This window comes from Synechococcus sp. C9, from assembly GCF_022984075.1.
GTDB lineage: Bacteria > Cyanobacteriota > Cyanobacteriia > Gloeomargaritales > Gloeomargaritaceae > Gloeomargarita.
The window spans coordinates 2345962-2358059 of record NZ_JALAAD010000001.1 but is presented as its reverse complement, the minus strand read 5'-3'; the positions used below and the strand labels follow the sequence as shown (position 1 = coordinate 2358059).

Genomic DNA, 12098 nt, shown 5'->3' with positions numbered 1-12098 from the left:
GATCTGCCGATGATTAGCATCTTTAAATTTATTTTAACTTTCGCCCTGGCATTAAAAATTGTAATCATTGTGCGGGGGGAGCCAATTCCGGTCAACCCCAATCCCATCGCCATTACCGCCGGATCAAGGGGGGGACTGCCCTGGAGCGGCTACAATAGCTCTGGCTGATTTTGTGAGGTGTGCGATGGCGTTGAATCCCGGTACGGTTGCCCCAGCATTTCAGACGGTTGATACCCAAGGTCGCCCCATTTCCCTGGCGGATTTTGCGGGGAAACGGGTGATTTTGTACTTTTATCCCAAGGACGATACCCCCGGCTGTACCAAGGAAGCCTGTGGGTTTCGGGACCGCTATGAAACCTACCAGGAAAAGGATTTGGTGGTCTTGGGGGTGAGTCGGGATGACCAGGCGACCCATCAAGCCTTTACCCAGAAGTACAACCTGCCCTTTCCCCTGCTGGTGGATACGGATGGGGCGATTACCAAAGCCTACGACGTGGACGGGGGGGGCTACAGCAAACGGGTCACCTATGTGATTAGCCCCCAGGGGCAGATCGAGCGGGTGTACACCAATGTCAAAGCCGAGACCCACGCCCAGGACATCCTGCTGGATTTGGGTTTGGACTAGGGGATGGAGCGGTTGCAGAAAATTCTGGCACACCGGGGGGTAGCCGCTCGTCGGCAGGCGGAGGCATTGATCCGAGCCGGGCAGGTGTGGGTGAATGGGCGACCGGCACAGGTGGGGCAAAAATGTGACCCCCAGGTGGATGAGATTACTGTCCGGGGGCAACCCCTGCCCCCCGCTCCGGCGCATTGGTACTACCTGCTCCACAAACCGGTCGGGGTGGTGAGTACCTGTGCCGACCCCCAGGGACGACCCACGGTGCGGGATTTTTTGCCCCCTGACCTGCCCCCCCTCTACCCCGTCGGTCGGTTGGACTACGACAGCAGTGGGGCGTTGCTCTTGACCAATGACGGGGCACTCACCCTGGCGTTGACCCACCCCCGCCATCCGGTGTGGAAGACCTACCGGGTTTGGGTACAGGGGCAACCGACCCCCCAGGTGTTGGCGCAATGGCGACAGGGGGTGCCTTTGGATGGGCAGAAAACCCTGCCTGCCCAGGTGCGAATGTTACGGAAAACAGGGCACCAGACCCTTTTAGAAATCCAGTTGCGGGAGGGGCGCAATCGGCAAATTCGGCGGGTGGCGGCGCAATTGGGCTATCCGGTACTGCGGTTGCATCGCCAGGCGATTGGGGACATTCAACTAGGGACCTTACCCGTGGGGCATCTCCGCCCCCTGACCCCCCAGGAACAGGCGTTTTGCCAAGCGGTATGCGCCCATATCCTTTAGACTGGAAGTTAAATAAACGTAACTTTTGTGCAACAGTTCAAGTCATTGGGATTGACGGTGATCAGGATATGCCCGTGAGTGCCTACAATGCCACCCAGGTGGAACGTTTACGAGAAATTGGGCGGTACCTACAACAGGTGCGGGAGGAACGGCAGTTGTCCTTGGAGGAGGTGTCTGCCCGTACCCGGATTCAAACCCGATTACTGCGGGCGTTGGAGGCAGGGGATGTGGCGGAATTGCCGGAACCCATCTATGTACAGGGTTTTTTGCGCCAGTATGCCACCCTCCTGGAATTGCCAGACTTGGATTTAAGCGAGTTGGACTTGGCTCCCCGCCTGACCAAAACCGCTCCGGTGCGGGGAGAGGTGGGCAGTCCCCTGCGCCCGTTTCATCTCTATGTGACCTACTTTGCCCTGATCTTGGGAGCGATTGCGGTGCTGTCCTACGTCCTGCGCCCATCCAATTCGTCCCATTCGGTTGCACCGGCACCCAGTCCCACCAGCGTTACCCCGACCCCAGCCACCCCATCCCCCCCCGTAGCCGTTTCCCCGTCCCCCCAGGTCACGCCCAAGCCTACGGAATTGCGGGTGCACGTGGAATTGACGGGGCAATCCTGGTTGCAGGTGGTGGCGGATGGGCAAGTGGTGTTTGAGGGCATTTTGAACCCAGGGGCGACTGAGACGTGGACCGCCAAGCAAACCCTGGTCTTAGCCGCTGGGAATGCGGGGGAGGTGCGGGTGCGGGTGAATGAGGGTGCCCCCCAACCCCTGGGCAAACCGGGGGAAGTCAAGGAAGTGACCCTGACTTTGGCCAATCCTACCTTGCCCACCCCCCCCCAATGATCCTGTTCGCCTGGGAATGGTTGCCCGATAGCCTCCTGTCCGCCCAAGGGGTGATGGTGCTGTTGCTGGTGGGATACGGCACGGCTCTGTGGCTGTTTTTGCGGAGTGCCCCCAAAATTTACACGCTGATGGCTTCGGATGTGGAAGCCGCCCGCTGGTTCTGCGAAGAGGATTTGGGCTTGAAACGAGCAGAAGTGCCATTACATTATTATTACAACTATGAGCAGGTCTTGGGGCTGACCGACCCCTTGATTTCCCCGCACCGACCGGGGGGGGCTTTACCGGCGGGGTTTTGGTACCAACTGCGTAGAAATACTCAGTTGCATCTGATTGGCGGGGCGAAACCCCCGGGGCAGGGATGGGTGCGCCTGGTGTGTTTTGACCGGGCTTGCCTGGACTGGTTGCTCCTGCGGGGGCAGATGCGTGCCCTCCCCCACAAGATTCTCCAGGAGCGTCCCCTGCGTTATTGGCTCCAAAGTAGCGAGGGGAAAACCTTAGAATTTATGGAAGTGGCACGGATGAAGCGCCCCAGCCGTCTGCCCAGTCGGTGAAACATTAGGGGCAGGGATAGGTTGCATTCGTAGCCATTTCCGGGCAAAGTGGTAACCAGTATTTGGGGCAGAGGTTTCATGGTCACAGAGGTTGGCGGGTGCCGGTGGGATTGGCAAGTGGAGCAAGTGCAGGCGATCTACGAGCAACCCCTCCTGGAATTGGTGTACCAAGCCGCCACGGTGCATCGCCAGTACCATCCCCAGCGGGAAATCCAGGTGTGTCGTTTGGTTTCCATCAAAACCGGGGGCTGTCCGGAAGACTGCGGTTATTGCGCCCAATCCGCCCATTATGATACCGGGATTGCTCCCCAACCCCTGATGAGCGTGGATGAAGTTGTGGCGATTGCCCAGCGTGCCCAAGCCCAGGGGGTGAGCCGGGTCTGTTTGGGGGCGGCTTGGCGGGAGGCTCGACCGGGGAAAGCCTTTGAACAGGTTTTGACGATGATCCGGCAGATTACCGCCCTGGGATTGGAAGTCTGCTGTACCCTGGGGATGCTCACGGAAACCCAGGCGCAACGGCTCAGGGAAGCGGGTCTATACGCCTACAACCACAACCTGGATACGTCCCGGCGCTATTACCCCCAGGTCATCACCACCCGCACCTATGATGACCGCCTGGCTACCCTGGCGCGGGTACGGCACACCGGGATCACCCTCTGTTGTGGCGGCATTTTGGGACTGGGGGAAACCCATGCGGACCGGATGGAACTCTTGACGACCCTGGCGAACCTCCGACCCCACCCGGAATCCGTCCCGATCAATATCCTCTCCCGAGTACCGGGTACGCCCTTGGAGAACCAGGAGCCAGTGCCCTTCTGGGAGGTCCTGCGGGTGCTGGCCACCGCCCGGATTCTCATGCCCAAGAGCGATTTGCGGCTGGCCGCCGGGCGTACTCACCTGAGTGCCCCACAGCAGGCCTGGTGTTTTCTGGCGGGGGTCAATTCCATTTTTTCCAGCGACGACGGGCAGATGCTCACCCGCACCACCCCCTGTCCGAGTTATCAACAGGACCAGGATTTGTTGACCGCATTGGGGTTAACGCCCCGTCCACCCCGGCAGGGTCAGCAGGGGCATGAATGGCCGGGGGCACCGCTTGCCCCCTAGCCCTGTGGTAAACTGGCAGTAACGGTGGATGGAAACAGTTCGCATCCGGCAATTTTCGGGCTAAATCGGTGGTTTCGGCAGGGTTTAGGTATGGTCAAGCGACTGGGTGCAAACACATTACCTTATTAATACACTTCTGACCCCCTATGCCTGCTTTCTTAAAACGCCTCCAGTCCTGGCCACCCGTACAGAAGATTGGCATTTGGTTGGGCTGGCCTGCCCTGTTGGGGGGATTGGTGGTGGGCATGGTTCTGACCGGGGTGCGGGCAACTGGGGGCTTGCAGGGGGTGGAATTGGCGCTCTACGACCAGATGATCCGGTGGCGACCGGATGAACCCCCGGACAAACGGGTCTTGGTGGTGGAAGTGACGGAGGCGGATATTCAAAAACTGGGGCAATGGCCGCTCCGGGATAAAACCTTGGCGGAAGCCCTGCGGCTGTTGTTGGCCCAGAACCCCCGGGCGATTGGGGTGGATTTTTATCGGGATATTCCCCAGGAACCGGGCAGTCAAGCCCTGAATGACCTTTTTGCCAAGGAAGCAAGGGTGATCACCGTGTGCAAACTGGGGGATGGCAATAGCCCCGGCATCAAACCCCCACCGGCGATTCCCCGGGCAGAGGCTCCCCAGCGCGTCGGGTTTGCGGATATCGTGGTGGACGCTGGGGGCACGGTGCGGCGGGCCTTGTTGGGCGGGCAGGTGAACCCCCAATCCCCTTGTCCCACACCCAATGCCCTTGGGGTGCAATTGGCCTTACGGTTTTTGCAACCCCAGGGGATTGAACCCCAGCAAACGGCGGACGGGACGATTCTGTTGGGGCGGGGGGCATTTCCCCGGTTGACGGCCAACGCTGGCCCCTACCAGGGAGTGGATGACCGGGGCTATCAGGTGTTGTTGAATTACCGGGGGGCACGGCAGGCGGTGGAGCAGGTCACCCTAGGGGAAGTATTGGCGCAACAGGTTCCCCCCCGTTTGGTGGAGGGCCGGTTGGTGTTGGTGGGGGTGACGGCCGCCAGTGCCAAGGACGATTTTTATACCCCCTACAGTGCTGGGTTGCAAGAAGACCAAAAGATGGCGGGAGTGGTGCTCCACGGCCAGATTGCCAGTCAAATCATCAGCAGTGCCCTGGATGGGCGGACGCAAATTTGGTATTGGGGGGAGGGGCTGGAAATCCTCTGGGTCTTTCTCTGGTGTTGGGTGGGGGGCATCCTGGCCTGGCGGTTGCGCCATCCCTTGAGCTTGTCCCTGGGGTTGACCGGGGCGGTGGTGGCGGTGGTGGGGATCGCCGTGGTGTTCTTCGCTGGGGGGGGCTGGATTCCCCTGGTGCCGCCGGTTTTGGGGGTGGTGGGCACCGGCATGGGGGTGGTGGCTTACATTGCCTATGAAACGGATCGTCAGCACCGGCTGGTGGCGGCCAAGGCGGCGCAACAGGAACAGCAGATTACGATTTTGCAGAATTTGCTGGAGTCCACCCAGGCGACGGCGGCGGGGAATTTGGGGATACGTTCGAGCCAACCGAGCCGTCGGGAAGATGGGCTGTTGGCCAGCCGCTATCAGGTGGTCAAGGTGCTGGGGGAGGGGGGGTTTGGCCGTACCTATTTAGCCCAGGACACCCAACGCCCGGGGCGACCCACCTGTGTGGTGAAACAGCTAAAACCGGGGCGTTCCGACAGTCAGTTTTTGCAATTGGCCCGCCGTCTGTTCAATACGGAGGCGGAAATTTTGGAAGTCCTGGGGCGGCACCGGCAGATTCCCCAGTTGTTGGCCTATTTTGAGGAAAATCAAGAATTTTACCTGGTGCAGGAATTTATTGAGGGCACGCCCTTGGATAAGGAGTTGGTGCCGGGGCAAAAGCGGGATGAGGCCTACACGGTGCATTTTTTGCGGAGCATTTTAGAAGTCTTAGCGTTTGTGCATGAGCATAAGGTGATTCACCGGGATGTGAAACCGGCCAATATCATTCGCCGCCAGAAGGACCAGCGGTTGGTCTTGATTGATTTTGGGGCGGTGAAGCAGATGCGACCCAAAGCGGCGGGCACGGAAGGGGATTACACGGTGGCGGTGGGCACCCGGGGTTATGCCCCCAGTGAGCAGATGGCGGGGCGACCCCAGTTAAACAGCGATCTTTACGCCGTGGGGATGATTGGCATTCAGGCGTTGACCGGTACCCCACCCCGGGATTTGGATTTAGACCAGGATACGGGACTGCCCATCTGGCGGGAGCGGGCGCAGGTGAGCCGGACGTTGGCGGATATTTTGGACAAAATGGTGGCCTATTTCTACACGGAACGCTACCAGACGGCGTTGGAGGTTCTGCGGGACTTGAAGCCCCTGCTCTAGGGGTTATGATGGGAGGCATGGGGGGTGAGATGTGATGGATGAACCCATCTATGTCCAGTTGAGTTGGAATGACCCGACGACGGGGGCGGCGACCCAGCATCATTATGCGCCACCGATAGCGTTTGGGCGGGAATATGAGCAAATGCCCAGCCGCCTGGGGGGAAAACCTGTGAACCGGGTGGTTCTGCCGGATAAACAAGTTTCCCGTTACCACGCTTTGATCAGCAGTAGCGGCGACCAGGTGATTTTGACCGACCGCAGTGCCAATGGGACGGGGCTAAATGGGGAAACCTTGCATCAAACCAGCCGGGTTTTGCATGACCAGGATGTGATCCGCCTGGGGAGCCACCGGATTACCGTGACCCTGCTGACCACCGGCGACCCCAATGCCACCCAGATTACGGCTCCTACTACAGCCACCCCGGCAATGGTAGCAGCCAAACGGGGGCGGAGTAATTCGGGCATGATGATTGTCTTAGCCTTGATTTTGATCGTGGCGGCGGCGGCGGCCACCTGGGGACTGGTGAGTATGGTGTTGGAACAGTATCGCCCCAAAACCCCCAGTACGTCCCATGTCCCATCCCAGCCGGTCGGGGGCGTATGAGGGCGGATTGGTTTGTGTACCCGGTGCAGGTCTATCCCCAGGACACGGACTATGCGGGGGTGGCGTGGCACGGGAGTTATGTGCATTGGCTGGAGCAGGCACGGGTGGCCTGGTTGCAGGGGCGGGGCTTGAATTTTGGGGATTTGGTGGCCGCCGGTTGCGATTTACCCGTGGTGGATTTGTCCATCCGCTACCAAAAACCCGTTTTCTTGGGCGAAGAAATCCTGGTCAAAGCCCGTCCCCGTCCCCGCCAAGGGGTGCGGTTGGTCTGGGATTACGAACTGACCCGTCAAGGGGAAATCGTTTGTACCGCCATGGTGGCGTTGGCGCCCCTGGAACGCCGTACTGGCAAACTCTACCGCCGTTTACCCCCCCTGCTTGCCCAAGCCCTGGATGCCTAACCTCCCCCAGTTGATTTTAGCTTCCGCTTCCCCCGCCCGGTTGCAACTCCTGCGCCAGATTGGGCTGGCACCCCTGGTGTGCCCCAGTGGGGTGGATGAGGGACAATTTCAGAACTCCGACCCGGTGGCCTTGGTGGCAACCCTTGCCGAGGCGAAAGCGACCGAAGTGGCGACCAGATTTACCCCGCCAGCGGTGGTGTTGGGCTGTGATTCCCTGTTTGAGTTGGGGGGGGTGATTTATGGCAAACCTAGCGATGCGGCGACCGCCCTAGCGCAACTGCAACACCTCAGTGGGAGCCAGGGGCAATTGCATACCGGGCACACCCTCATTGACCTAACCACCGGCGAAACCCTCACCCGTGTCGCCACCACCCAAGTATTTTTTAGCCGGTTAACGTCAGAACAAATGCAGGCTTATATTCATACGGGGGAACCCTTACAATGTGCAGGGGCTTTTGCGCTGGAGGGAAAAGGCGGTATCTGGGTGGAACGGATCACCGGTTGTCATAGCAATGTGATCGGCTTGAGTTTGCCCCTATTCCGGGAGATGATGTCCCAACTCGGTTATGACCTTACCGGGTATTGGTGAGGTTGATACATTTTTTCGATATGAAAATCTCAGACAATTTGAGAACCAAAACGGGGCTACGCCCTGCGACCCGTGATTTTTGAAGTATCAATAAAGGGCACCTCTATATTATTTGCACCCATTGAAGGTTATCTGGCTACAATGCCCATGCTATCGAAAACCAAAACGGGCTACGCCCCTGCGACCGATTTTTAGAAGTGCCCTAAATTTCTTGGCTTACAATTCATGCAAATTAGACCGAGTTGATGCCCTACAATGTCGCAAACTTGTTTGAAACTACTATGAAGATTCCTGGGAGCAACTTTTCTGCAATTGCTGTATGTGAACCGCTCGTCCCACAATCTTGATCTGGTTTTCTGCGACTAGGACACGAATTTTCCCCATGAATAAAGAGGGCAATAACTGAGGGGAATATATCCGTATTTGCTCTTGCTGTTGACATTGCGTGAACCCGAGTTCCTGCAATTTATTTTCTAAGTTTGCCAGCAGATTTTGGGGGTGATGACTCTGGAGTTCTAAGGTTACTGACCGATTAAAATAACTACCCCAAACCCCACCAATCATCCCTAGGATAAAAGCGTATTGATAAGGGGTTGGTGTTCCTAAATCCAGATGTAACGCTTGGGCAATCACTACACTCGCAATTAAACTGGTGAGACCAAAGTAGTAAAGGAAGGTAATGAACCCATTGGGCCCTGATGGCAAGAGTGCCGATGTTTGAGATGGTTCCATTCAATCCCACTCCGCTGGCCAAAGTCCTTTTTCCCGTAACCAAGTTTGATTGAATAAACGGGATTGGTAACGGGCACCACCATCGCACAAAATCGTTACAATTCTATGTCCCGGCCCCAATTGGTGCGCTAATTGCACCGCAGCGGCCACATTAATGCCAGTCGAACTGCCCAAAAATAACCCCTCTCGCCACAGGAGATGATATACCATTTTTACACATTCTAAATCGGTAATTTGTAGCGCATCATCCATCGGTACATTTTCTAAATTGGCAGTGATTCTGGAATTACCAATTCCTTCGGTGATGGAATTACCTGATGCTTTCAATTCACCGGTTTTGACATAACTAAAATAGGCACTTCCCAGGGGATCAGCAACCACACAACGAATGTCGGGATTTTTTTCTTTCAAATATAAAGAAACCCCTGCAAATGTTCCCCCCGTGCCAATTGCCGCCACCCAAGCGTGGATTTTTCCGTCCGTTTGTTGCCAAATTTCTGGCCCCGTCGTGGTGTAATGCGCTTGCCGGTTTGCCAGATTATCAAATTGATTTGCCCAGATGGCGTTGTCCATTTCCTGTGCCAGCCGAGCGGAAACTTTAACGTAGTTATTCGGATCACGATAGGGGACGGCGGGAACCAATTTCACCTCCGCACCCAGTAATCGCAATAGGTCAATTTTTTCCTGGGATTGGGTTTCAGGAATCACAATCAAACAGCGATACCCCCGGGCGTTGCAAATGTGGGCGAGACCAATCCCCGTATTCCCCGCCGTGCCTTCCACCACCGTACCGCCAGGGCGCAGTAGCCCCCGTTCCTCCGCATCCCGGATGATGGACCAAGCCGCCCGATCCTTCACCGAGCCGCCGGGGTTGAGAAATTCCGCCTTGCCCAAAATTTCACAGCCAGTCGCCTCACTCAGAGAATTTAAGCGAATTAAAGGCGTTTTGCCGATGGTTTCAATAAATCCGTTGCGGATGTCCATGCACACTATCCGTTTGATGTCTTGCCCCTCAAGGTACACCCATATTTACCCAGGGATGGCTCTGCCCCTCTATTTTAGGACCATTTTGAAAAAAATTGGCTCTGGCATCCAGAATAATCACCTTTGTAAATGTGCAAGTCTAGGATTCCCTGCCTTCTAAAGGGGGCAGAGTAGGCAAGAAAAAATGATAGAATAGATTATACCACCTTACCTCCCAACGCCCGTGCCTACCCCAGAAGAAATACCCAATGAAGTGGATAAAGAAAGCTTCATTTACGCCCGTTCTACCTATCGGGGGGAATTTACCCCGGAAAAGTTGATTTTTAATGCCAATTTGCAGGAATTTGCCCAAAGAATTGGGATTATTTGCGGTTTAGAAACAGGGGGTAAAATCACCAGTGAAGAAGCCTATCGGGAAATCAAAAAACTGTGGAAAGCACTCAAGGAAAGTTGGAAAAATTTAGGTTTTCAAGAGGATCAAGATAACTTCTAAATTGGCAGTTACCTCAAGATGGATTTCATTCCCTTAGACCAGGATATTTTTTTTGTTCCTGGGGTATTTAGCCCTAAAATTTGTCAGCATATTATTGAAATCATTAACTCTCAAGAACTAAAGATGGCGGGTATTTTACTGGATACGGTGGATACCCAAATTCGTGCCAGCGATATTCTCAATTTGGGTGGGGAGCAACCCTTACTTAAATCCACTAATCAACTGCTTATGGCCTGTTTATTACCGGTACAAAAATTCCTCCACCGCACCTATGGCATCGGTTTTTATGATATGGAATCTATTTCGATTTTGCGTTACCAACCGGGGCAATTTTATCAACGCCATGTGGATAATGTCTTACTAAACAGTCGGCGAATGGAAATAGCGCAGGGGATTCCCACGCGGGATGTGGGGATTGTGGGCTATTTGAACGAGGATTTTACCGGGGGAGAAACCTATTTTGACCGGCAGGGGGTAACTGTTAAACCGCAACAGGGGGCAGTGGTGGTTTTCCCAGCGTATTATACCCATCCACACCAGTCCCTGCCTGTACAATCGGGGGTCAAATATGCCATGACAACGTGGCTATTCCACAGTCATTAGGGGAATGGCATTAGGGCACTTCTATCAATTCAAAGTTAGCGGTCGCAGGGGGGTATCCCCGCCCTTGGTTCTGGGTCATATTGGTATGCCAACGATGGAATTTCTGGTTGGCTCAAATCAATAGAGATGCCCATTATTTCAGGAATAAAATGGTAAGTACTTGGCAGGATGCTTATGTTGTAGAAGTCCCTGATAATCAATGGTGTTGCCGTCATCTCCGTTCGGTGGATTTGATCCTATGGTAAATGTTTAAGATGTAATGAATTTGAGTACCTGACCGATTAAATATAAAGAACCGCAGATAACGGTTATATCACTAGGGGCAATAGCTGATAAAACACTACAACTATCGGCATAAGTTTGGCTGAAAATCCCTGGACAAATGCGTTGCGCTAGGTCATTGAGATAGGCGGTTTCGTGGTAATGATGACCGGGAATGGGCACAAAACTCACCCGCTCTCCAGAACGTAATAGGTGGTGCAGGATTTCAACCGCATCTTTAGTTTTTAATAAACCGATGATCCAATGCACTGGTGGGAAATTCTGCTCATCAATATATTGGCGCAATATCTGAGCCGCCTGGGGATTGTGCGCCCCATCCAAGAGGATTTTTTTCCCCTGCCAATGCACCCATTGCAAACGCCCCGGCCAGTGGGTATTGGCGATTCCCTGCTGGACTTGAAATACTGGTAACTTCCATCCTTTTTGCCGCAATTGGCTAATTACTTCCAGGGCAATTTGAGCATTCACAAATTGATGCGCTCCTGCCAGGGGAATAGGATAATTGTGCCCACAAAAATCAAGGTATTGATCTGCACAATTCACGGGCTGATTTACCACAATCACTGGGCAATGGAGGGCATGGGCTTGGGCATCAATCACTTGAGCCGCCGAGGGGGGAACTGGCCCACGCACCAGGGGACAATTGGGCTTAAGAATACCCGCTTTTTCCCGGGCAATATCTGTTAACTGAGGGCCTAAACGTTCCTGATGATCCAAACCAATAGATGTGATGACAGTCACTAGAGGGTGAAGCACAACATTAGTAGCATCCAATCGCCCCCCCAAACCTACTTCGACCACGGCAATATCTACTTGTTGTTCAGCGAAATAAATCCACATCATCGCAGTAATGGCTTCAAATTCAGTAATGGAAATGTTATGGGTTTCAACCACTTGCTTAATCTGCTGTAAAATCCGCCACCAATCTGCTAGTTCAATGGGTTTATGATTAATTTGAATCCGCTCTTGATAAGCGATTAAATGCGGGGAAATATAAAGTCCTGTACGATAACCACAGGCGGTCAAAATACTGGCTAAATAGGCACAGACAGACCCCTTGCCATTGGTACCCGTAACATGAATCACAGGTACCTGATCCTGCGGTTTTCCCAGATGATCTAACAGGGCTTGAATCCGCTCTAAGCCTAGGGTGATACCAAAGCGTTGTAACCCCTGAAAAAATAATTCAATTTCTGAGTTACTATCTGGATGATTCGTCACAG

15 protein-coding genes are annotated in these 12098 nt (G+C 54.6%); 12 read left to right on the top strand and 3 right to left on the bottom strand.

Features of this window, described 5'->3' with window-relative positions:
• Positions 1-9: 9 nt before the first annotated feature.
• From MLD66_RS11525 to MLD66_RS11480, 10 genes are all read left to right on the top strand, one after another.
• Positions 10-168, top strand: coding sequence for a hypothetical protein (locus MLD66_RS11525; protein ID WP_247218024.1), 159 nt, complete (start codon positions 10-12; stop codon positions 166-168).
• Positions 169-184: 16 nt separating this feature from the next.
• Entirely contained in the window at positions 185-625 is a 441-nt protein-coding gene (locus MLD66_RS11520) for a peroxiredoxin (RefSeq protein WP_247218023.1), read from the top strand.
• A gap of 3 nt (positions 626-628) precedes the next feature.
• Positions 629-1351, top strand: coding sequence for a pseudouridine synthase (locus tag MLD66_RS11515; RefSeq protein WP_247218021.1), 723 nt, complete (start codon positions 629-631; stop codon positions 1349-1351).
• Positions 1352-1419: 68 nt separating this feature from the next.
• Positions 1420-2193: a RodZ domain-containing protein gene (locus MLD66_RS11510; protein WP_247218019.1), complete on the top strand. Its 774-nt coding sequence runs from the start codon at positions 1420-1422 to the stop codon at positions 2191-2193.
• On the top strand, positions 2190-2744 hold the full coding sequence (locus MLD66_RS11505) for a glyoxalase-like domain protein (protein WP_247218017.1): 555 nt from the start codon (positions 2190-2192) through the stop codon (positions 2742-2744). Before MLD66_RS11510 ends, MLD66_RS11505 begins: the two co-directional genes overlap by 4 nt.
• A 78-nt stretch (positions 2745-2822) precedes the next feature.
• Positions 2823-3848: a biotin synthase BioB gene (gene bioB / locus MLD66_RS11500; RefSeq protein WP_247218016.1), complete on the top strand. Its 1026-nt coding sequence runs from the start codon at positions 2823-2825 to the stop codon at positions 3846-3848.
• A 146-nt stretch (positions 3849-3994) separates the two neighbouring features.
• Positions 3995-6187 (top strand): CHASE2 domain-containing serine/threonine-protein kinase, encoded by a 2193-nt coding sequence (locus MLD66_RS11495; protein WP_247218014.1) that lies wholly within the window; start codon positions 3995-3997, stop codon positions 6185-6187.
• Positions 6188-6221: 34 nt separating this feature from the next.
• Positions 6222-6791, top strand: coding sequence for an FHA domain-containing protein (locus MLD66_RS11490; protein ID WP_247218012.1), 570 nt, complete (start codon positions 6222-6224; stop codon positions 6789-6791).
• Entirely contained in the window at positions 6788-7192 is a 405-nt protein-coding gene (locus MLD66_RS11485) for a thioesterase family protein (protein WP_247218010.1), read from the top strand. The genes MLD66_RS11490 and MLD66_RS11485 overlap by 4 nt, the downstream gene beginning before the upstream one ends.
• Positions 7185-7781, top strand: a complete 597-nt coding sequence (locus tag MLD66_RS11480) for a nucleoside triphosphate pyrophosphatase (RefSeq protein ID WP_247218007.1) — start codon at positions 7185-7187, stop codon at positions 7779-7781. The genes MLD66_RS11485 and MLD66_RS11480 overlap by 8 nt, the downstream gene beginning before the upstream one ends.
• A gap of 279 nt (positions 7782-8060) precedes the next feature.
• On the opposite strand, the gene MLD66_RS11475 is transcribed toward MLD66_RS11480, so the two are convergent.
• Positions 8061-8513, bottom strand: a complete 453-nt coding sequence (locus MLD66_RS11475; protein ID WP_247218005.1) for a hypothetical protein — start codon at positions 8511-8513, stop codon at positions 8061-8063.
• Positions 8514-9497 (bottom strand): cysteine synthase A, encoded by a 984-nt coding sequence (locus tag MLD66_RS11470; protein ID WP_247218003.1) that lies wholly within the window; start codon positions 9495-9497, stop codon positions 8514-8516.
• A 223-nt stretch (positions 9498-9720) separates the two neighbouring features.
• Between MLD66_RS11470 and MLD66_RS11465 the strand changes: the two genes are divergently transcribed.
• Both MLD66_RS11465 and MLD66_RS11460 read left to right on the top strand, forming a co-directional pair.
• Positions 9721-9990 (top strand): hypothetical protein, encoded by a 270-nt coding sequence (locus MLD66_RS11465; protein WP_247218001.1) that lies wholly within the window; start codon positions 9721-9723, stop codon positions 9988-9990.
• Positions 9991-10008: 18 nt separating this feature from the next.
• Positions 10009-10593, top strand: a complete 585-nt coding sequence (locus tag MLD66_RS11460) for a 2OG-Fe(II) oxygenase (RefSeq protein ID WP_247218000.1) — start codon at positions 10009-10011, stop codon at positions 10591-10593.
• Positions 10594-10842: 249 nt separating this feature from the next.
• Here MLD66_RS11460 and MLD66_RS11455 read toward each other — a convergent pair whose 3' ends face one another.
• On the bottom strand, positions 10843-12096 hold the full coding sequence (locus tag MLD66_RS11455) for a folylpolyglutamate synthase/dihydrofolate synthase family protein (RefSeq protein ID WP_247217998.1): 1254 nt from the start codon (positions 12094-12096) through the stop codon (positions 10843-10845).
• Positions 12097-12098 lie beyond the last annotated feature (2 nt).